At 41.7% G+C, this 20,308-nt stretch carries 20 protein-coding genes; 15 read left to right on the top strand and 5 right to left on the bottom strand.

What is annotated here, in order from left to right; genetic code table 11:
- Positions 1-31 precede the first annotated feature (31 nt).
- The 7 genes from K1X84_05730 (at position 32) to K1X84_05760 (ending at position 5,750) form a co-directional block, all read left to right on the top strand.
- Positions 32-628: a hypothetical protein gene (locus K1X84_05730; protein ID MBX7151120.1), complete on the top strand. Its 597-nt coding sequence runs from the start codon at positions 32-34 to the stop codon at positions 626-628.
- A 36-nt stretch (positions 629-664) separates the two neighbouring features.
- Positions 665-1,441, top strand: a complete 777-nt coding sequence (locus tag K1X84_05735) for a phosphatase PAP2 family protein (GenBank protein MBX7151121.1) — start codon at positions 665-667, stop codon at positions 1,439-1,441.
- 159 nt (positions 1,442-1,600) lie between these two features.
- On the top strand, positions 1,601-2,035 hold the full coding sequence (locus tag K1X84_05740) for a DUF2569 domain-containing protein (GenBank protein ID MBX7151122.1): 435 nt from the start codon (positions 1,601-1,603) through the stop codon (positions 2,033-2,035).
- Between the two features lie 144 nt (positions 2,036-2,179).
- Positions 2,180-2,842 carry a hexitol phosphatase HxpB gene (gene hxpB, locus K1X84_05745; protein MBX7151123.1) on the top strand — a complete coding sequence of 221 codons (663 nt, stop codon included), beginning with the start codon at positions 2,180-2,182 and terminating at the stop codon, positions 2,840-2,842.
- A gap of 9 nt (positions 2,843-2,851) precedes the next feature.
- Entirely contained in the window at positions 2,852-3,103 is a 252-nt protein-coding gene (locus K1X84_05750) for a hypothetical protein (GenBank protein ID MBX7151124.1), read from the top strand.
- A 192-nt stretch (positions 3,104-3,295) separates the two neighbouring features.
- Positions 3,296-5,320: a Na/Pi symporter gene (locus K1X84_05755; GenBank protein MBX7151125.1), complete on the top strand. Its 2,025-nt coding sequence runs from the start codon at positions 3,296-3,298 to the stop codon at positions 5,318-5,320.
- A 49-nt stretch (positions 5,321-5,369) separates the two neighbouring features.
- Positions 5,370-5,750, top strand: a complete 381-nt coding sequence (locus K1X84_05760) for a hypothetical protein (GenBank protein ID MBX7151126.1) — start codon at positions 5,370-5,372, stop codon at positions 5,748-5,750.
- 97 nt (positions 5,751-5,847) lie between these two features.
- Here the strand turns inward: K1X84_05760 and K1X84_05765 are convergent, their stop codons facing one another.
- Positions 5,848-6,825 carry a deoxyhypusine synthase family protein gene (locus tag K1X84_05765; protein MBX7151127.1) on the bottom strand — a complete coding sequence of 326 codons (978 nt, stop codon included), beginning with the start codon at positions 6,823-6,825 and terminating at the stop codon, positions 5,848-5,850.
- Between the two features lie 267 nt (positions 6,826-7,092).
- Here K1X84_05765 and K1X84_05770 point away from each other — a divergent pair, with 267 nt between their 5' ends.
- Entirely contained in the window at positions 7,093-7,683 is a 591-nt protein-coding gene (locus K1X84_05770; protein ID MBX7151128.1) for a DUF1579 domain-containing protein, read from the top strand.
- 55 nt (positions 7,684-7,738) lie between these two features.
- Here the strand turns inward: K1X84_05770 and K1X84_05775 are convergent, their stop codons facing one another.
- Positions 7,739-8,167 carry a nuclear transport factor 2 family protein gene (locus tag K1X84_05775; protein ID MBX7151129.1) on the bottom strand — a complete coding sequence of 143 codons (429 nt, stop codon included), beginning with the start codon at positions 8,165-8,167 and terminating at the stop codon, positions 7,739-7,741.
- 229 nt (positions 8,168-8,396) lie between these two features.
- Here K1X84_05775 and K1X84_05780 point away from each other — a divergent pair, with 229 nt between their 5' ends.
- From K1X84_05780 to K1X84_05800, 5 genes are all read left to right on the top strand, one after another.
- Positions 8,397-10,127, top strand: coding sequence for an amino acid permease (locus tag K1X84_05780; protein MBX7151130.1), 1,731 nt, complete (start codon positions 8,397-8,399; stop codon positions 10,125-10,127).
- A gap of 111 nt (positions 10,128-10,238) precedes the next feature.
- Positions 10,239-10,712 (top strand): TlpA family protein disulfide reductase, encoded by a 474-nt coding sequence (locus tag K1X84_05785; protein ID MBX7151131.1) that lies wholly within the window; start codon positions 10,239-10,241, stop codon positions 10,710-10,712.
- A gap of 1 nt (position 10,713) precedes the next feature.
- Positions 10,714-11,316 carry a thioredoxin family protein gene (locus K1X84_05790; protein MBX7151132.1) on the top strand — a complete coding sequence of 201 codons (603 nt, stop codon included), beginning with the start codon at positions 10,714-10,716 and terminating at the stop codon, positions 11,314-11,316.
- Between the two features lie 603 nt (positions 11,317-11,919).
- Positions 11,920-14,250, top strand: a complete 2,331-nt coding sequence (locus K1X84_05795) for a DUF2339 domain-containing protein (protein ID MBX7151133.1) — start codon at positions 11,920-11,922, stop codon at positions 14,248-14,250.
- Positions 14,237-15,490, top strand: coding sequence for a DUF3999 family protein (locus K1X84_05800; protein MBX7151134.1), 1,254 nt, complete (start codon positions 14,237-14,239; stop codon positions 15,488-15,490). The genes K1X84_05795 and K1X84_05800 overlap by 14 nt, the downstream gene beginning before the upstream one ends.
- Before the next feature lie 2 nt (positions 15,491-15,492).
- Here the strand turns inward: K1X84_05800 and pabB are convergent, their stop codons facing one another.
- Positions 15,493-16,866, bottom strand: a complete 1,374-nt coding sequence (pabB, locus tag K1X84_05805; protein ID MBX7151135.1) for an aminodeoxychorismate synthase component I — start codon at positions 16,864-16,866, stop codon at positions 15,493-15,495.
- Entirely contained in the window at positions 16,863-17,723 is an 861-nt protein-coding gene (locus tag K1X84_05810) for an aminotransferase class IV (protein ID MBX7151136.1), read from the bottom strand. Before K1X84_05810 ends, pabB begins: the two co-directional genes overlap by 4 nt.
- A gap of 182 nt (positions 17,724-17,905) precedes the next feature.
- Between K1X84_05810 and mqnC the strand changes: the two genes are divergently transcribed.
- A complete protein-coding gene (gene mqnC, locus K1X84_05815; protein MBX7151137.1) occupies positions 17,906-18,991 on the top strand; it encodes a dehypoxanthine futalosine cyclase in 1,086 nt (361 codons plus the stop codon).
- Positions 18,992-19,013: 22 nt separating this feature from the next.
- Here the strand turns inward: mqnC and K1X84_05820 are convergent, their stop codons facing one another.
- Positions 19,014-19,598, bottom strand: a complete 585-nt coding sequence (locus K1X84_05820) for an isoprenylcysteine carboxylmethyltransferase family protein (GenBank protein MBX7151138.1) — start codon at positions 19,596-19,598, stop codon at positions 19,014-19,016.
- Between the two features lie 153 nt (positions 19,599-19,751).
- On the opposite strand from K1X84_05820, the gene K1X84_05825 reads away from it, so the two are divergent.
- Positions 19,752-20,308, top strand: a 557-nt coding sequence (locus K1X84_05825) for a hypothetical protein (GenBank protein MBX7151139.1), incomplete at its 3' end; no start/stop codon positions are given.

The following is a 20,308-nucleotide window of genomic DNA, read 5'->3' on the forward strand; positions in this document are numbered from 1 at the left end:
TACGCTCAGGATGCAACATTGATAAGGAGTAATGATGGTATTTAAATTCATGACCGTGCTGCTTGTGGTTACTCATTCTATTTTTGCTCAAAAAGCCAAACCTAAAACGGCGGATGAACTCAAACCGCTCGGGCGGGCGAAATTGATTCAAATGGCGGTGGAGCGCATTCAATCGAATTATCCTCAATTCAATCCGGTTAATTTTGATCGCGTGAATGTGTACACTGAAGGAGGCCGGTTGATCGTACGTTTCGATGTTGCCGTCAAATTCATTCCAAAAAACATATGTGCGTATTACATTGTTACGGCGGAATTGACGCGGGGCTCGCTGGGCATGATTCCTTTCGGAGAAGTCGAAAATTGCAAGGATGACAATTTTTACGTGATAAACAAAAATGCGAACGATCATATTGCGTTGATCAGAAAAAAATTGCCTGGCTTGATTCCGGAAAAAATTCAGAACGATGAGGCAATCGTTATTCAAGAATCGGATACCAGTTATAACGTGTCGATGGAAGGTTCGAGTTATTCCCATGGTTTTAAATTGGATAAACAGTCGTTTCAAAAATATGATATCTTTGACGGTATGAAGGTACCGACTAAAAGCACCTGGATCGAAATTGAGTAAAAAGAACGGGTCTATAAAATCGCAAGAGAGTTGCCGATGAAACTGGTTTTGATTCTTGCCATCACTTTAGTCTTTCTTAGTTTGTCATTCATCCTTCCCTTCATCCACCCGGGAATGAATGCCGGGAAAGATCTGACGAGTATCTGGCATATGGCCGCATACTGGCTCAGCGAAAGTGCCGGTCCCGTCGGCATGCCGATATGGGTTTTGCCGGTTATTATTTTCCTGATGGCAAAATCGACGCCGGTCGTCAAAAAACGTGTTCTCTGGACGGCCGTTACGATTACCGGGCTGATCGTTTTTCTTGCCGGCGGCGCGCAGTTTAACGAACATGTGCTCAAACCGTATTTTAAAAATCCAAGGCCGAATATGGTTGAATTACTAAACGGTGAAGATTACAAAATCACATATTCGGTTTTTTATGATGAACCGGATAAAGAAAAACGGCGCGATTATTTGAGGCAATTGATCGGCGATGATTTTCAATCGCGACATGGATTCGACATTCATCCGCTCATTGCCGAACACTGGATTCATGAAACCGGGTTTTCATTTCCGTCCGGCCACTCATTTGCGTCGATGATGTTTGCGACGTTTTGTTTGGTCTGGGTCATACGAAGACGGCTCCCGTTCAGACCCTGGCTGATTTTAATTGGCTGGTCGGTCGCCGTGTGTTATTCGCGTTGTATTCTGCGCGTGCATTGGCCGATGGATATTTTTTTTGGAGCGATGCAGGGCATGATCGGCGGCGGTTTTCTCGCTTACTTACTTTTTTCCATCCTCAAAGTTAATAAAGAAAATTCGGCGAGCTGATTTGACTTGAGGCAGAAATCGTTTTTGCCGAGTCGAATAGTGTTCATTTTTTCAACATTTTTTCTATCGCCGCTGATCCGGCCTCTTGCCAACCGCGTAAAATTGCCGTAATTTTAGAAACCAACTTTTTATCGCCTTCATCTTCAAGGAGGTGCGTTCATGGATCAAGAAAATAAATACGATCATATCAGTGGATGGCTCTGGATTCTGGCCATTTTGCTGATCATTAATCCGTTGCGTGTTTTGTATGTCATGGCGACTGTGTCGATTCCGGCGCAAGCTGGAATGGCGGGCTCGTCAATCGGGCCTTTCGGCATGATCGTCAATATCGTGTTTTTGCTGCTGTCGGTCTTGGCGGTGTATTTCTTTTTTAAAATGAAGAAGATCACGCCCGCGCTACTCATTACGCTGTTTCTTTTTAATATGGTTTTTGTGGCCGTGAATGGTACGATGACGGAATGGCTGCCGGCGAACATGATGCACGGCGCAGATTTATTCCGTGTGCGTGAATTTGTTATCGGCGGGATCGCATTGATCGTCGTGAGCGGCTATTTGCTGATGTCAAAACGCGTGAAAGCGACGTTTGTCCATTAGGCATTCAAGGAATACATAAATTTTGTGTATGGGCTTTTCTCAATGAGAAAAGGGAGGTGGCGTACATTTTTTTGATTTTGTGACCCGATTTTTGTATCGTAGCCCCGTCTTAAGTTTTGAATTTCAAAAATCCGGAATAATTTCATGATTGACGCAGTCATTTTCGATATGGACGGAGTCCTGATCGATTCCGAGCCGTTTTGGCGCATCGCGTTGCAGGAAACGTTTGCGCGCGTGGGGATTAATATGACGGAGTCACTGGCCGCGCAAACAATGGGCATTCGCATCGACGAAGTGGTTAAATATTGGCACAAACGTTTTCCGTGGAACGGTCTTTCCGTGTCTGAAGTGGAATCGCAAATTGTCGATCGCGTGCAGGAATTGGTCGTACAAAAGGGCGAGATGTTAGCGGGCGTCCGGCAAACGCTCGACTTTTTTCATAAAAAAAATCTTCCCCTCGCGCTCGCGTCATCGTCACCGCAACGATTGATTCAAACAGTCGTTGGTCATCTTCATATTGTATCGGATTTTAAAATTATCCATAGCGGCGAACTTGAACCGTATGGGAAACCTCATCCGGCAATTTTTCTGACGGCGGCGAAGTTATTGAATTGCGATCCAACGCATTGCCTCGTGATCGAAGATTCTTTCAACGGTTTGATTGCCGCCAAAGCGGCGCGCATGAAAACGATCTGCATTCCCGAACATGCTTCTTTCAGCCAAACACGTTTTGATATTGCGGATATCAAATTGAAATCGTTAAATGAATTGTCTGAAAAAATTTTTGCTTCTTTAAATCAACATTAAGGAAATCTCTTGGAAAAACTTGATCGCGGAAAATTAAAAACAATTCTTAGTGAGGTCAAAAAAGAACTGGATAGGGCGGCGGCTAAATTTGATCCTTATCATTCGTATCACGAAGGTTTCGCCGTGATCAAAGAAGAATTGGATGAATTGTGGGATGAAATCAAATCGAAAGATCACACGAATGAAACGTTGCGTATGGAAGCGATTCAGGTTGCCGTGACGGCCATTCGTTTTGTTCACGATTTATTGCCCGCAAAGTAGAGATTCAGTCTCAAATGTGTTAACATAGTTCTTGTAAACCGGAGTAATTTTGATGAAATTATAGAAATATCGGCGGTCTTGTGATAAGCGTGGTATCTCATGACTGGCATTGACATCACATCCGGAATTTAAAAATTTTAAAGAGCATGCGTGTGCGTGCTCTTTTTTTTATTTTAGAGGAGGAATAAAATTATGAAGATCTGGATCAGTTGGTTGCTTTTTTGTGCAGTTTCTGCCGCAGGGTGGTCCCAGTCACATATTTTAAAAAATGTCTCGTATCAGCCCGGTCAGAAATTATTTGTCGGTTTGGAAGGTAACGATCTCGGTGCGCCGTTAAGGATTCAAGTTACCGATACGTCCGGAAAACCGGTGGCCGGCATTGCTGTGACGTTTGAAGTCGTTGGGAAGCCGGGCAAATCGCACGGTGAAAAATTGCATAAAGAAATCGTTGAAACAAACGCCGAAGGCATTGCCGAAAACGGATTTGTTCTCGGCGATCAGGCCGGCGATTATCTGATCATTGCACACTCGGTAGGAATGACCGGCGAAACGCCCGTGATCCTTGTTCGCGCGCAAAGGACGCTCTGGTGGATGTTTTTGGTGATAGGACTTTTTGGAGGATTGGGAATTTTTCTGTACGGAATGGGACTTGGTTCCGGCGGTCTTCAGAAAATTGCCGGGGAACGTTTACGAACCATTCTTGCCGTTTTAACAAGCAACCGGTTTTTAGGATTGCTGGTTGGCATTGTCATCACGGCGATCGTACAAAGCAGTTCGGCCACATCCGTGATGGTGGTCGGCTTGGTGAGTTCATCGTTGATGACGCTTACGCAAGCGATCGGAGTTTTGATGGGCGCGCACATCGGCACGACGATCACGGTGCAATTGATCGCATTTAATGTATCGGATTATTCATTGCTCCTCGTCGCTGCAGGGTTTTTGATTACACTGATCACCAAAAGAAAATTTTACATTTATCTCGGCGAAATTATTCTGGGGTTCGGTTTTATTTTCTTCGGCATGGCAGTCATGTCACAAGCGATCGGGCCGCTGAAGTCAATGCCGACGTTTATCGCATGGCTGTTGAAATTCGGGGAAAGCCCGTTGCTTGGAATTTTAGCATCGACTATTTTTACCGGCATCATTCAAAGCAGCGGTGCGACGATCGGTCTGTGCGTCGTGATGGCGGGAGAAGGGTTGCTGTCATTTGAATCAGCGATGCCTTTGGTATTTGGAGCGAATATCGGAACATGTGTGACGGCGCTATTATCAGCTATCGGTGCAACGACTGAAGGTAAAAGAACCGCTTTAGCCCACACATTATTCAGCGTAATCGGTGTAATTTTATTCACGCCTTTTTTGATTCCGTTTGAAAATGTTATCCGAACGATCACGCACGCGATGGGAACGGACGCCGTTCCGCGCTTGATCGCCAACGGACACATGTTCTTTAATATTTTTAACGCGGCATTATTGATCGCGTTTGTTCCTGTAACGGCGAAATTAATTACCAAGTTGATCCCAGAAAAAGCTGAATCAACGGAATTTAAACCGAAATATCTGAACAATGCTTATCTTGAAACGCCGGAAATCGCACTGCAACAGGCACAATTGGAAGAAGACCGCTTGATGGATGTTGTGCGGCAAATGTATGCGACCGTTCCGTCGCTTTTCAAACACGATAATGAAGCTGAAATTGCCACAATGCAGGAGCACATGAAAAATGTCAATATGCTGGAAGGCGAAATCAGGCGTTACCTGACGCGCCTTTCGCAAAAGAGTATCAGTTTGACACAATCACGGCGGTTAATGCGGTTGCTGTTGACGATCGACGACATCCGGCATATCAGTAACCGGTTGGGAGATTATGTGCCTGAAATCGCAACAAAGCTTTCGGATAACAAGTGGACATTACCGGAAGCCGACCGGAAAGATTTTGAAACGTTCATGAAAGCGGTCGGTGATAGAATGGAGAATACGTTCAAGGCTTTACAGAAAGAAAACAAAGAAGCGGCGGAAGAGTTGATCAATACGAAACGAACCATGTCGGAGATGGAAGTTCGTCTGCGTGAGTCTCATTTGCAACGGGTTCAGAAAGATTTTGCTACGTACATGAATACAAGTCCGGTAATGCTTGATCTGCTCACGGCTTTGAAACGCGTGGAGACTTTCTGTGTGAAAATTGCACACGAGGTAATTGATCAGTTTAAATTCTAAAACAAATTTTTTTTGAATGTTTAAAACTCCACTTAACAACGGAGGGGTTATGAACATTCAACGGTTTCTTTTTATTGTTCTTTGCATGATTATTATGCTCCCGGCTTGCGATGATGACGAATCAGTGAATTACAATCTCACGGGGACTTGGTCCGGCCCGTACAACGGAGTCAGTGGTAGCGGAACGATCACCAGCATTTTGGGTCAAACCGGTAATCAGGTGACCGGTACTTATATGACGGTGGACGACACTGGGACCGTGGCCGGAACAGTTGACGGCAAACGCTTTGAAGCAACAGTCACCAGTACGATTTACACTTGCGAATCGTATCTTCACTTTACGATCCAGGACAGCATGCATATAGGTGGATACTATGCCGGATACGATGCGTGTGCTGATTCGGGAAGTATTAGCATGACAAAACAGTAAGCTTGGGAAAATGCAAAAAAAAACGGCGCATTTTTTTTAATGCGCCGTCAAATGTGAGAATTTTTTGTGCCTTTTGTGGCAAATCGCAACAGTATTTCTACCAACCCAAAATGTATGCAAACATCAGAGGCGCAACTATCGTAGCGTCCGATTCGATGATAAACTTCGGCGTATCTTCGGCTAATTTTCCCCAGGTGATTTTTTCGTTTGGCACTGCGCCAGAATATGAGCCATAACTTGTCGTCGAATCGCTGATCTGGCAGAAATACGACCACAGCGGAACATTGGTCCGGTGAAGATCCTGGTGCAGCATAGGCACGACGCAGATTGGGAAATCGCCGGCAATGCCGCCGCCAATCTGAAAAAATCCCACGCCGTACTTCGTTGCGTATTCGGTATACCACTCGGCAAGCATCATCATGCATTCGATGCCGGTGCGCACAGTGTGGACATTTTTGATGTCACCTTCGATACAATGTCCGGCAAAGATATTTCCCAGAGTTGAATCTTCCCAGCCCGGGACGATAATCGGTAAATTTTTTTCCGCCGCGGCAATCATCCAGCTGTTTTTCGGATCGATTTGATAATATTGTTTTAATTTGCCGCTCAGCAAAATTTTGTACATGAATTCATGCGGGAAAAAAGATTTGCCGCCTTTATCAGCAGCCGTCCATTCATCGAGCACGGCTTTTTCGATCCTGCGGATGGCTTCTTCTTCCGGAATACACGTGTCGGTGACGCGATTCAGGTGTTTATCCAGCAATTTTTGTTCGTCCGCCGGCGTGAGATCGCGATAATGCGGAATGCGAACATAGTGATCGTGTGCGACCAGGTTAAAAATATCTTCTTCAAGATTGGCGCCGGTGCAAGTGATCGCGTGAACTTTATCCTGCCGAATCATTTCAGCGAGTGAAAGTCCAAGTTCCCCGGTGCTCATAGCACCGGCTAGTGTCACCATGAATTTTCCGCCCTTACTCAAATGCGCTTCATACGCTTTAACGGCATCCACCAAAGCCGCCGCATTAAAATGACGATAGTGATGAATAATAAATTGCGAAATAGGTCCTTTGGCCATGAGCGTAAACTCCTTTTTAAATGAACAAGCAACGGCAATTTACTAACTTAGAATAATTCTGCAATAGAAAAAAAGAAGTTATTTTAAAGGAAAAAATTAAATTAAAAATTGTATCGCAAAGGGATACTGACATAACGGTGTCACTGAATAGCTTTAATTTACGTTGTTCTTGCTTTTTATAATATCGATCGGCACATTTTAAGTATCCACAAAGCCTACCTGTATCATTTATTTTCTTTTAAAAACTTAACTGAGAGGAGATGTTTTATGAAAATCCGTATGTTTTTTTATGGAATTTTGTTGATGACATTTTTTGCAAGTGTAAGTGCTCAGGACAAAGCGGCTATGGATGAAATGATGAAAAAATGGATGGAAATGGCCTCGCCCGGTGAAGCGCACAAAAAACTTGCCGATTTTGTCGGTACGTGGGAAACAACCAGTACGATGTGGATGGAAGGACCGGATAAAAATCCGACCGTCACCAAAGGTACCTGCGAAACGAAATGGGTGCTCGACGGACGTTTTATCATCGACGATTTCAAAGGTGAAATGATGGGTAAACCTTTTCTCGGGATCGGGCTGACGGGTTACGATAATCTCAAGAAAAAATACGTCGGATTTTGGGCGGATAATTCATCGACGGCGATGTACATGATGGAGGGCAGTTTTGATCAATCTGGCAAAGTTCTGACGTTGTGGGGTAAAGCCGATGATCTCATGACCGGTGAGCGAGATAAAGTTGTCATGTATGTTTTGAAACTCGACAGCAAAGACAAACATACTTTTGAGTTCTATGATACCGCATTACCGGCCGGAAAGTCAAAAGTCGGTGAAATTGTTTACGTTAGAAAAAAATAAAGCCAAAAGTCTAAAAACTCTGAGACTGTTTTGAATTGTTCGGCAGTCTCAGAGTTTATTTTTTCCAGTCTTCTACGATACGCTTGATCAGCTTTCCATCAAATTCAAAAAACATAATTTGTGTTCTCTTCAAAGACGTCCATTTTCCATCCGATTTCATCTCGCCGGTTAATTCCACTTCTACGGCAGCCATATTGAACCCGCTAATTAAGTGACGGATTTCAAACCGTACATTGCGTGTAGCTCCGAGCCATTTTACCATGCCGGTTTTATCTTTACCCGTGATTTTGGCGTTAAATTTCGGATGTTCGTAAATGAAATTATCGGAATACATTGATAAAACTTTATCGACGTCTTTTTCAGTAGAATTTTCCTGCATTGTAGCCGCGCGTGCGATAAAATATTCATTGACAATATTTCCGGGATCGTCTTGTGCAAATAAATTGATGCCGAAAAACAGAATAAAACCAATAACTCTTTTCATTACGGTCTCTCCCAACGATGTAAAAAATTTGAGGATTGGAACGCCAATTGACAATCGCAAGTTTCAATAATGTCATCAACCGGTCCTTTAAAGGAATAAAATGGATTGAATGAAACTTGAATCGCTCAGACAAATTCTTCCTTGCACTAATTGCTCAAAATGCCTATCATTTTTGCCAACATTCCAGATTGATTATTCCCGCATAACATCAAAAAATGGTATACTCAGCATGATGAGCAATCTTTTCCGCCGCAAAACGATCGACAGCATTCTGGCCGATACGAAAGAAGGTTATGCCGAAGACGGAACTACACTCAATCGCACACTGACGGTTCGCGATCTAACGGCGTTCGGAATTGCCGCCGTCGTCGGAGCCGGAATTTTCAGTACGATCGGCAATGCCAGCGCGAGTGGCGGTCCGGCAGTTTCGTTGTTATTTGTTTTCACAGCCGTTGCGTGCGGATTTTCAGCCTTGTGTTATGCGGAATTTGCGTCGATGATCCCTGTTTCGGGCAGCGCCTATACTTATGCGTACGCGTCGTTCGGAGAATTTATTGCGTGGATTATCGGTTGGGATTTATTAATGGAATACGCGATCGGTAATATCGCTGTTGCTATTTCATGGTCGGATTATTTTACCGGATTCCTAAGCGGAATCGGATTTGTGATTCCCGAATATTTTACGATGGATTTTTTAACGGCGTGGCGAGGATACGATCAGGTGACTAAATTGCTGGCTGAAGGCCAGACGCTCGATACGATTTCAGCCGGGTTGGTTGATGCGTACAATGCATGGTTGAATGCACCGACCATCGGATCGCTACGGATTGTTGCGGATATTCCGGCGCTTTTGATCACGCTGCTTATATCATACCTGATTTATATCGGCATCAAAGAATCGCGTACCGCCAGCAATATCATGGTGGGAATCAAACTCGCGATTATTTTTCTCGTCATTGCCATCGGTTTTTTTTACGTCAATCCCGACAACTGGAGTCCATTCGCGCCTCACGGTGTCGCCGGTGTTTTGAAAGGCGTTTCGGCTGTGTTTTTTGCCTACATCGGATTTGATGCGATTTCCACAACGGCTGAGGAGTGTAAAGATCCGCAACGGGATTTACCCCGTGGAATGATTTATTCACTGGTAATTTGTACCGTTCTATACATCGTCATTTCATTAACGCTGACGGGAATGGTTAATTATTCCGAATTGGCCGTGGGCGATCCGATGGCGTTTGTCTTCAAAAAAGTGGGTCTCAACTGGATCAGTGGTATCGTTGCCATCAGTGCGGTTATTGCAACGGCAAGCGTTTTCCTGGTCTTCCAGATCGGCCAGGCGCGCATATGGATGAGCATGAGCCGCGACGGGCTTTTGCCGAAAAAATTTGCAGCCATTCATTCTAAATATAAAACACCGTCGTTCTCGACAGTCATTGCCGGTTTCGTAGTCGCGGTTCCGGCACTGTTTATGAACCTAACGGAAGTCACTGATCTGACGAGTATTGGAACGCTGTTCGCCTTTGTTCTCGTGTGTGGCGGAACGTTGATGCTGCAGAATTCATCGAATGTGAAAAACGCTAAATTCCGGGTTCCGTATATCAATGGACAATTCATTATTCCTGCCCTATTTTTGGGTACGATTGCGGTGATTTATTTTTATTATCCTGATTCATGGAACAGTTTTTTCAGCATGCAGGATCCCAATGGTACCGAACACGGCTGGGATGTATTTAAACACAAAATTCCCATGATACTTTTTATTTCTGTTTCAACGATCGTTACGGTTTTGTCATTCTTGAAAAAGTTTTCATTGATTCCGGTTCTTGGATTGACCAGTTGTTTTTATTTAATGTCGGAATTGGGCATTACAAACTGGAGCCGGTTCTTTATCTGGCTGGTAATCGGATTGATCGTGTATTTTCTTTTTAGTTATCGTCACAGTAAATTGCATCAAAAATAACCCGAAAGGGACTGAAACTTTACATCTCTGCTGGCGTATTTTCCACACATTTCGACCTAACCTGTCTTTGCTGAAAATCTGTTACCGGCCATTCATATATAAGGCTCAACTATGCTCAAACTGGTATTTTGGCTAATGGTATCCGTATCGGTTTATGGTCAGGAAATTATTTCATTTAACGATCTTCAAAAACGAACGCACCAAAATAATGATACAACCTATGTAATAAATTTTTGGGCAACGTGGTGCAGCCCGTGTATTGAAGAGCTGCCGTACTTTGAAGTTTTGCGCGATAACTATCGCTCAGATAAATTGCGTGTGATTTTGGTTAGTCTTGATTTCAAATCGCAGTTGCAAAAAAAAGTCATTCCGTTTTTGCAGAAAAATAACATTCGTTCTACCGTGTGGTTATTAGACGAGCCCGATGCAAACGCCTATATCGACAAAGTCAGTAAAGAATGGTCGGGAGCGATTCCGGCAACTTTGATACTCAATGGAAAAAAGAATATCAAGCAATTTTATGAAAAACAATTCACAGAGAATGAATTACAATCCATTATAAAACCTCTCATGAAAGGAGATTGATATGAAGCGATTAATGTTTTTGATGTTTTTAATTCCTGTGATCGCCTGTGCGCAGGACGGTTACAAAGTCGGCGATGCCGTTAAAGATTTTAAATTGAAAAACGTCGACAGCAAATTCGTGTCGCTGAAAGACATGAAAGACGCCAAAGGCGTTATCGTTGTATTTACATGCAATACCTGTCCGTATGCTCAGGCGTATGAACAGCGTGTCATTGATCTGCATAATAAATTTGCATCGGCGGGTTATCCCGTAATAGCGATCAATCCCAACGATCCGAATGTACAACCCGGAGACTCCTTTGACAAAATGGTCGAACGCGCCCGTGATAAAAAATATCCATTTGCTTACGTGATGGACGAAACACAGGAAATAGCGAAAGCTTTCGGAGCCACGCGTACGCCGCATGTTTATTTATTGCAGAACAAAGGCGATAAATTCGAAGTGGCGTACATCGGCGCCATCGATGATAATACGGAAGACGGCTCCTTGGCAAAAAACAAATACGTTGAATTAGCCGTCGATGCTTTAAGTAAAGGTCAAAAACCTGCGACCAATTTCACCAAAGCGATCGGCTGTACGATCAAGTGGAAAAAGAATTCCTAACGGTTCAGTTTCTATAATTAACCCCAATTTCGTTAATTTGAAATTGGGGTTTTTTGTTAAATACAAATTATTGCTAATGCGAGGCATCTTTTGTAAATTGGAACCGACCCAATCTACAAACCTTGCTTTCACATTTTAATGGAAAAACAGACCCAGCCTGCCGGTATGTCGCCGACCGATTTTATTAAAGGCGAGATCCGAAAAAAAGCGATGGAAAAAAACGGACAACTCGGCGTTAAGTATTATTCAGAAAATCCTGATGAATACGATTTTATAGGCAATTCACAGTTTGAGGATCATTTTCTTATGATATTTCGGTGTTCGCGGAGTTATTCTAGCCTTACCATTCGTATCAATAGGCGCCAAACTTCTAACCCTTAAAATTATAAAGAAGAGGAGGTTGACCCTACCTTCGCTTTTTGCCCGGTTTTTCATGCGTGAGAGATCGGGTTTTGTTTTTTTCCAGAAAATCTGATTGCACCTCTACAGAAATTTGCCTAAACTCTGGATGAGGCAGGAAAAAAACCTACAGTATTTCCATTCTTTTCATCCGGCATTTCTATTTTATCATTACCAATAAATTTTAAAACGGTTTAAAATTTTATGACCGACCAAGAAAAAATCGAAGCGTTGGAAAAACGGCTTCAATTTATTACAACAACCTTGATCAATGCCCAGACGGAACTAGCCAAAGTAAAGACTGATCTGGAGGTCATGCGGAAAAAGGAAGCCGGTCAAACAGTCATTGAAACGAAAGTTGAAGCGAAAGCTCCAGTTGTTGCGCCGATACAAGAACACAAAACTGAAATTCCAAAGCCGGTGCAGCCTAAACCAACTACAGTGACCGCTGCACCCTCGCCAGCAAAGAAAAATATGGAAGAATTTATCGGCGGGAATGTCATCAATAAAATCGGAATTGTCATTCTCGTTTTGGGGTTTGGAATACTTTTGAAGTATGCTATCGACAATGATCTGATCAATCCGCTTACACGCGTTGTCATTGGTCTGGCGTCTGGAGCCGCTGTGCTTGTATTGGCGTTCAGAATGAAAGAAAAATATAATGCCTTCAGCGCAGTATTGCTCAGCGGAGGCATTGCGATATTATATTTTTCTATTTTTGCGGCCTATGATTTTTACGGACTCATTCCGCAAGCATTGGCTTTTGTGCTGATGGTCCTGCTTACCGCTTTTACTGTCTTTGCTGCAACGATCTACAATCGGCAAATCATTGGTATATACGGTCTCGTCGGCGCGTATGCGGTTCCTTTTCTTTTGAGTGAAGGAGAAGGCAAAGTAGTCATCTTATTATCGTATGTGACTATAATCAATGTTGGTATTTTATTTCTTGCTTTTCGGCGCAATTGGGTATGGCTTAATTATCTGGCCTTTACGTTTACCTGGCTGATTTTTAATGCTTGGTTTATTGACCGTTATAAACAAGACGAGCATTTGGCCATTGCTATCGGCTTTAGCTTGGCATTTTTTATCATGTTCTATTTAATGACTGTGGCCTATAAGTTTATTAAAAAAGAAGTTTTTGGGATCAAAGACGTGTTCATTCTCTCGATGAATAGTTTTATTTATTACGGAGTCGGTTATACGATTTTTGATAAAATTGACAACGGCCTTTACCTTGGATTATTTACTGTGGCCAATGCTGTTTTACATTTTCCTTTTACCGTCTATTCGTACAAAGCCAATCTTACAGACCGAAGATTCTTTTATTTACAAATTGGCTTGGTGCTTTCGTTTATAAGCATTGCAATTCCGGTGCAGTTGAATGGTAATTGGGTAACGTTGATATGGGGAATCGAAGCGTTCTTGCTTTTCTGGATCGGCCGTACTCAAAAAGTTGTTTTTTATGAAAGGCTGGCTTATGCCGTCGTGATCTTGAGTTTTATCAGTCTCATTCAGGATTGGGAAACCGCTTATAATTTTTATAACGTGGAAGATCCAGAAAACTGGCGATTCATGTTTAATATAAATTTCTTAACCTCATTGATCGTTGTACTTTCGTACATCTGCATTGTGAAATATTCTTTCGACTCTAAATTTTTATATGCCGAAATCGAAAAATCGTTGATAACGAAAATCGGCAACTACATGGTCGCAATCCTGATGATTTTTTTGACGTATTTTACAATGTTCAATGAGATCGGCGCATATTGGGATCACTTATATTATTCATCACAACTGGTCATCGATGGTACGATCTATAATTATGATCTGAATGAATTCAAAGACATTTGGCTGATCAATTACACGTTTGTATTTCTTTCGGTATTGACGTTACTGGTATATAAACGGTGGCCGATTCGCGGATTAGTATGGTCAGCTTTGGGGTTAAATATCTTTTTTATGACTATCGCATTGTTTGTGATTTTGGAGGCCTTGATCGCACTGAGAACAAGCTACATCGGCGTCAGCGAATTCACGCAATATTTTCCTCCCGGACCGATGCATATTGGAATTCGTTATCTATGTTACTTTTTTGCCGCTGAATTGGTTTATTTAACGATGCAAATGTTGAATCGTCATCTACCGGAATACACGCGGTACTTTCCTGTTTTCGTTAATTTACTCGTGATTGCAATACTGAGTAATGAACTTACAACATGGCTGGTTTTAATGAACCCTGAAGCATACGATGAAATGGAGCGGTTGTCGTATCAAATCGGTTATTCGATTTTATGGGGAGTATATTCGCTAGCTGCCATCGGGTATGGAATTTGGAAACGAAGAAAAGTATTGAGAATTTTTGCGATTGTTTTATTTGCCATCACTTTGATCAAACTGTATCTTATCGATCTTGGAGATATCTCAACCGGATACAAAATTATCCTGTTCATTGCTCTCGGTGTTTTGCTGTTAACCGTTTCGTTCTTATATCAAAAATTCAAACATATAATCTTTGGAGAAGATGAGAAAAAATAAAACTAATGTTGTTATTGCATTGCTGATTCTTTTACAAAGCGCAGCTTTTGCGCAGATGAATCGGTACGATTACAAACGCCGTCTTGAAAATATTGCTGAGAAAAACTGGTATTCTATTCGTCTCGGCGGCGAAATTCTGTCCAAAATGTCTTTGTCCATGGAAGACGTTCGTATTTACCGTCTCTCCAATTCAGACACGGTTGAAGTGCCATATGTGATGGAATCGATGGGATCCAAATTTGAAAAGAATGAACTAGCCTTTGAAATCATTAATAAAAGCTACGACAAGCAAAGCGGATGGCAATATTTTACATTGCGGCAAGCCCAGCGGCATACGGTCAATCGTATTGAATTAAAGTTTGACGAGAAAAATTTTGATTGGAAAATCGATATTGATGGCAGCTTCGATCAGAAGCAATGGCTGACGGTTGCCGAAAATCAACGCATCGTTCGATTAAGCAATGAATTCGTCGAGTATGAATATGCTACTTTGGATTTTCCGGCGTCAGATTATACCTATTTCCGGGTGACACTTAAATCTTCTTCTAAACCGGTGCAACTGGAAAGAGCTGTTGTTTACGATTATGCACGACGTGAAGGAAATTATTATGGCGCGCCGGTTATCGATATTAAAACCGAACAAAATAAGAAGGAACAGATCACGTCCGTTATCGTTGCTCTCCAACAAAAATATGCCGTAAATGAACTTCGATTGAATATAGACAATTCAAAAGATTTCTATCGACGTGTGAAGACATATCATTCGGCTGGACTAATCAAGACAGCAAATGGTGAGATTGAAAACTGGATTTATATAGGTGATTTTATTGCTTCATCCCTTGAACCGGTTGATTATAGTTTTCAAGCAGTACAGACGAATAAATTGAAACTAGAGATCATCAATCGTAACGATCAGCCGCTCAAAGTTGATTCAGTCAAAATTCTTGGAAATTATTTTGAACTTAAAAGTGAGTTGGAACCAGGTGCCGATTATTACCTTGTGTATGGGCGCAAAGATGATGTATCGCCTCAATACGACGTTATTTATTTTCAAGACAAAATTCCTGAGAAATTAAAGAACGTGACATTAGGTGAAGAATGGAAAATGGAAAAACAAGTAGAGTTGACTCAGCCGCTTTTAGTTAGTCAATGGTGGCTGTGGGCTATTATGATTATTGTAATTTTATTGATTGGTGGATATTCTATTCATATGCTGAAAGGCATGAGTAAAGCCGGGTAATTTTACGGTTTTAACTTTTCCAAAGCGTTCAAGATTCCTTTTGCTTTATCCCAACATTCTGCATGTTCTTTCTTTGGGTCGGAATCCCATACGATAGCTCCCCCGGTTTGAAAATATCCTTTTTCTCCCATTAGAATCAGCGTCCTGATTATCACGGATAAATCGCAACTGCCGTCGAAGGCCATATACCCGATAGCGCCTGAATAAATACTGCGCTTGTAGGGCTCCAGTTTTTCAATGATTTTCATAGCACTGATTTTGGGAGCGCCGGTCATCGAGCCGGGAGGAAAACATGCGCGAATAGCATCCATAGCTGAGACGCCATCGCTCAACTTTCCTGAAATTGTGGATAGCATTTGGAATACAGTTGAAAACTTTTCGATTTTGAATAAATCTTTGACAATAATCGAACCGGCCTTGGAGATACGGCCCAAGTCGTTGCGTACAAGATCGACAATCATCAGGTTTTCGGCGTGATCTTTATCGCTGGTGTACAGATCGAGATAATTTTGTTCATCTTCGGAAAATCCATTGCCACAAGGACGAGTCCCTTTGATAGGCTGACTCTCAATTTCCCGGTCATGAATTTTTAAAAATCGCTCCGGTGAAGAACTGATCACAGAAAACTCCGGGCTCTTTATAATTGCTGAAAAAGGCGCCGAACTGACTTCGGTGAGTGATCGGAAAATATTGAAATCACGCCAAGGTTCATTGCTTTTAAACTGTACGTGAAACCGTTGAGTTAAATTGACTTCATAGACGTCGCCGGCTCCGATGCTTTCTTTGATTGATAAAATATTGTTAATATACTCGCTCTCAGACACGCTAGGAGAAATGTTGTAATCGCAGGTGATCGTAGCAGGGGTAATCGTACTGTTAATTTTATCGATTAATTTTTGAGTTTCTTGGAGATTCCCAACGATAAAATAATTGTCATAATGATGGTCAATGACAATAAAACTTTGGTAAAACATCCAAAAACTGTCGGGCAAGTCAAATTCTTTTGCGGATTTTGATGGCAATTCTTCCAAAAAATCTTTCAAATCATATCCCCAATATCCGACAGCGCCTCCGGAAAAATAATGTTGTTCAGTTTCCGTGAAAGTCCATTTCGAGAATTCTTCATTAAATATTTTCTCGAACTCAACCAGTGGATTTCCATTAAAATGATTCCATTTGCCATTTGCAAAAAATGAAATTGCCGGACCTTTCGATTGGAAAATCATATAAGGATCGTAGCCCATATATGAATAGCGTGAGTTGGGATGATCGTGCATCGAACTGAATAGAAAAAAGCTGAATGGGCTAGGATAGAGTTTCGCGTACAATTCGTGTGGAGATCCTAACCAATCAAACGATGTCGTTTGTAAAGTCATTCGAGGATTTCTATTAAGGTTTGGCGGAACGTATTTAAGATTTTTTGAGTAATCGGCCCGATTTTACCATTAGAAATGGCTTTGACTCCGGCGTGGGTAACGGGTAAAATCTCAACATTAGTATTGGTCAGGAAAATTTCATCGGCGGCCAAAAGTTCTTTTTTAGAAAAACTGTTTTCAGCGAATGGTAATTGGAGTTTGTTTTGAGTGATTTCAATGACCCGTTTTCGTGTAATGCCTTCCAACACCCCTTTACTCAAGGGAGGAGTTGAAACTGTTCCGGCAGCTACAATAAAAATATTACTCGATGTACCTTCCAATATCTTATCGAAGTGATCACAAAGGATCATTTCATAACACTGTTGGTCCAGCGCTGTTTGTTTCATCAACGCATAATATTGAGCACTGGTGCTTTTGAGAGCAGCTCCGCTTTCAGGCATTATTGGAAAATGACTGAAATCGATACTCACACCATTTTGATAAAGATCTGCCGGAAGTTTTTTGTTTGGTCTGATCATAACAAGAAACGAAGATTCGGCTGAAGACGAAAAACCAAAACCAAATTGATCCGTTGTACCGCGAGTAATAGTGATTCGAATGGTTGCATCCGTAAGGGCATTACGTTGTAAGAGTTCGGTAATCACTTCACGAATTTCTACAGCTGTATAAGTCAAAGGTATTCGCGTACGTCGACAGCCATCCTGAAAACGGTCAAAGTGATCATAGTAACTTACGACAGTACGGTTGACACACCTCAGCGTCTCAAAAAGGCCGTCTCCATATAGAAAACCGCGATCGGTACAAGCAATAGCTATGTTTTTTTCGGGTAAATAATTCCCATTAAAAAATGCGATCAAAGGAAGTCCTGCGAAAGAGATACGGATGTTTAATCCAATTTACAAAAATCGGTTCGGGTGCGCAAATTGTAAAATTTTGACTTAAACAGCAATCATTACGGCAATAAAGATTAAAAAAACTTGAATTCCAAAAGACAATTATTTATGTTAGCGAAGTTTCAGAAAAATTTGAAAGTTTAAAGATGCTCGACAAAATTTTTTATAAAATTGAAAATGGGGAACGGCTGACTTTTGAAGACGGGCTGGAGTTGTATCGTTGTAAAGAACTGCCCGTACTGAGTTTTATGGCCGATTACATGCGTCGTAAAAAGAAAAATGACAACGTGGTAACATATATTATAGATCGTAATATCAACTATACGAATGTGTGTGTGGACAAATGCAGTTTCTGCGCGTTTTATCGTCCGGTTGGCTCTGACGAAGGGTATGTACTACTTTACGAAGAGATCGACCGAAAGATCGAAGAGCTAATCAGTCTTGAAGGTATTCAGATTCTAATGCAGGGTGGCTTGAATCCGAAATTGAAAATCGGGTATTACGAAGATCTTTTCCGCCATCTAAAATCGAAATTTCCACAAATCTGGCTGCATGTTTTGAGCGCTCCTGAAATCGATTACATTGCCAAAGTATCCGAACTTTCGGTTGAGGAAACGCTGGTTCGTTTAAAAGCGGCTGGTCTTGATTCAGTACCGGGAGCCGGTGCTGAAATTCTGGTCGATCGAGTGCGAGCGGCTATTTCGCGCGGCAAGTGCGACACGCATAAATGGCTTAACGTTCATGCCACGAGTCACAAGCTTGGCATTACTACGACGGCTACAATGATGTACGGTCATGTTGAGACCCTCGAAGAGCGTATCGAACACATAATGAAAATCCGTGATTTACAGGATGTAAGTCTCGAAAAATACGGCAAAGGTTTTACCGCATTTATCCCATGGAATTTCCAACCCGATAACGTGCCTCTTGGAACGAGAGAAAATATCCGGCTTACCACCCCGGTCGAATACCTACAGACGCTTGCAATTTCAAGAATCATGTTGGACAATATTGATAACTTCCAAGTTTCTTGGGTGACGCAGGGAAAAGAAATCGGGCAAATGGGATTGAATTACGGTGCTAATGACTTTGGCAGTTTGATGATTGAGGAAAATGTTGTCAGCCAGAATGGTACGGCCTTTAATGTTACCGTCAAAGATATCGAAAAAATGATAACGGATGCTGGTTATCAACCCAAACGTAGAAATAATCACTACGAGTGGTTGAATTAAAAAAAATTATTGTTCGTTAGCTTTATAGCTTTAAAATCATTCGCATTGTAATTGCTATCCACGAAATAAAGATCGCAGCCAATGTCGTTTTTTCAGATTTTAACGAAAGTCGAAGATCAGGCTCATTGTAGTCAGGTTTAAGGTATGAAAAAAAATCCGGAATAAACCTTCTTACTGATTTTTTGTAAGCGATAAAAGGTGCGCCGAATGTTTCTTGCAAAAAGTTTTCTTCATATCGAATTATGCAATAATAAATGATTAAAAAGACAGAGAGTGTTATAACAGAAAATACCGGAAAGAAAACGTTTGACAATACTGCGAAACCTAAATATATTAATAAATTACTTAGATAAATCGGATTACGTACTAGTCTATAAGGGCCTGAAATAACTAGTTTAGGGCCAATGGCTTTTTCTATTACACGCGATCCTGGACCTATGTGACTAACTGACCAGATTCTTAGCAATTCACCTGACAAAATCAAAGCAGTACCTGTATAATACATGAGCGGGTCAAATTGGCCCCACCACAAGCAAACTATAAGAAAAAGAATTGGTGTATAGCTTCTCATCTTGAATAACCAATATCCTATCTTTTCAATTTTCATAGATTTCCGTTCCCTATGGAAAAAGTGTCTTTGTGACAATTGTCACAGCGTGTAATACAAGCAGAGGGTTACCTTAAAGTAATTATGTTGATAAATTTTTTACTGTTTAAGACCAATATCATAAAAAAAAGCGTGAAAGCGCAAGGAGAAGTTATGAGATTGAATGCTTTAGCAAGTCAATTAAAACACGGAGTCGTGTTTTTGTTGGCGTTATTTGCGATCTCCGTAAATAATCTGTCCTATGGTCAATGTACTGTCAACGGAGTGACTATCGAAGTCGAGCCTACAACTCCTATCCAATTCCAATTTTTCCCTCTGGCATTATTAGGTGTAGGTGATAAAACAGTTCCTGTATCTGGTTTTGAACGATTCGGAATCCGGTTTATTAACAGCGGAGGCTCGGCAGCTGATGTTTATATTGGCATTAATGCCCGTTTAGGAAATGAATCGATCTTACGGCAACCTTTGTTTGCCGGATTAACGGTTCCTCCAGGCAGACATTTCATTAGTGTGAATGATTTTCTAGGAAATAACATTCCAAGTTTTATAAAAAATCCATCTGTAAGTGTCGATCAAGCCAGAATCAATAAAGATTTTGTTAAACGATTAGCCGGTGGTCTGCCGAGCGGAACGTTTTCTTTTGACATCAGTGCGGGTACCGATCCGGCAGCATTGTTACCGTGCGGAAGCATTATTGCTGAAGTACTTTC

Source organism: bacterium (genome assembly GCA_019695335.1).
Classification (GTDB): Bacteria; CLD3; CLD3; order SB21; family SB21; genus JABWBZ01.

What these genes read in the sequence shown, in the direction of transcription:
- K1X84_05765 (MBX7151127.1), bottom strand. Translation starts at nt 6,825, where the DNA reads ATGGCCAAAGGACCTATTTCGCAATTTATTATTCATCACTATCGTCAT.
- K1X84_05795 (MBX7151133.1), top strand. Translation starts at nt 11,920, where the DNA reads ATGACCGACCAAGAAAAAATCGAAGCGTTGGAAAAACGGCTTCAATTT.
- K1X84_05820 (MBX7151138.1), bottom strand. Translation starts at nt 19,598, where the DNA reads ATGAAAATTGAAAAGATAGGATATTGGTTATTCAAGATGAGAAGCTAT.
- K1X84_05740 (MBX7151122.1), top strand. Translation starts at nt 1,601, where the DNA reads ATGGATCAAGAAAATAAATACGATCATATCAGTGGATGGCTCTGGATT.
- K1X84_05770 (MBX7151128.1), top strand. Translation starts at nt 7,093, where the DNA reads ATGAAAATCCGTATGTTTTTTTATGGAATTTTGTTGATGACATTTTTT.
- K1X84_05780 (MBX7151130.1), top strand. Translation starts at nt 8,397, where the DNA reads ATGATGAGCAATCTTTTCCGCCGCAAAACGATCGACAGCATTCTGGCC.
- pabB (MBX7151135.1), bottom strand. Translation starts at nt 16,866, where the DNA reads ATGACTTTACAAACGACATCGTTTGATTGGTTAGGATCTCCACACGAA.
- hxpB (MBX7151123.1), top strand. Translation starts at nt 2,180, where the DNA reads ATGATTGACGCAGTCATTTTCGATATGGACGGAGTCCTGATCGATTCC.
- K1X84_05735 (MBX7151121.1), top strand. Translation starts at nt 665, where the DNA reads ATGAAACTGGTTTTGATTCTTGCCATCACTTTAGTCTTTCTTAGTTTG.
- K1X84_05785 (MBX7151131.1), top strand. Translation starts at nt 10,239, where the DNA reads ATGCTCAAACTGGTATTTTGGCTAATGGTATCCGTATCGGTTTATGGT.
- K1X84_05730 (MBX7151120.1), top strand. Translation starts at nt 32, where the DNA reads ATGATGGTATTTAAATTCATGACCGTGCTGCTTGTGGTTACTCATTCT.
- K1X84_05790 (MBX7151132.1), top strand. Translation starts at nt 10,714, where the DNA reads ATGAAGCGATTAATGTTTTTGATGTTTTTAATTCCTGTGATCGCCTGT.
- K1X84_05755 (MBX7151125.1), top strand. Translation starts at nt 3,296, where the DNA reads ATGAAGATCTGGATCAGTTGGTTGCTTTTTTGTGCAGTTTCTGCCGCA.
- K1X84_05775 (MBX7151129.1), bottom strand. Translation starts at nt 8,167, where the DNA reads ATGAAAAGAGTTATTGGTTTTATTCTGTTTTTCGGCATCAATTTATTT.
- K1X84_05800 (MBX7151134.1), top strand. Translation starts at nt 14,237, where the DNA reads ATGAGAAAAAATAAAACTAATGTTGTTATTGCATTGCTGATTCTTTTA.
- mqnC (MBX7151137.1), top strand. Translation starts at nt 17,906, where the DNA reads ATGCTCGACAAAATTTTTTATAAAATTGAAAATGGGGAACGGCTGACT.
- K1X84_05760 (MBX7151126.1), top strand. Translation starts at nt 5,370, where the DNA reads ATGAACATTCAACGGTTTCTTTTTATTGTTCTTTGCATGATTATTATG.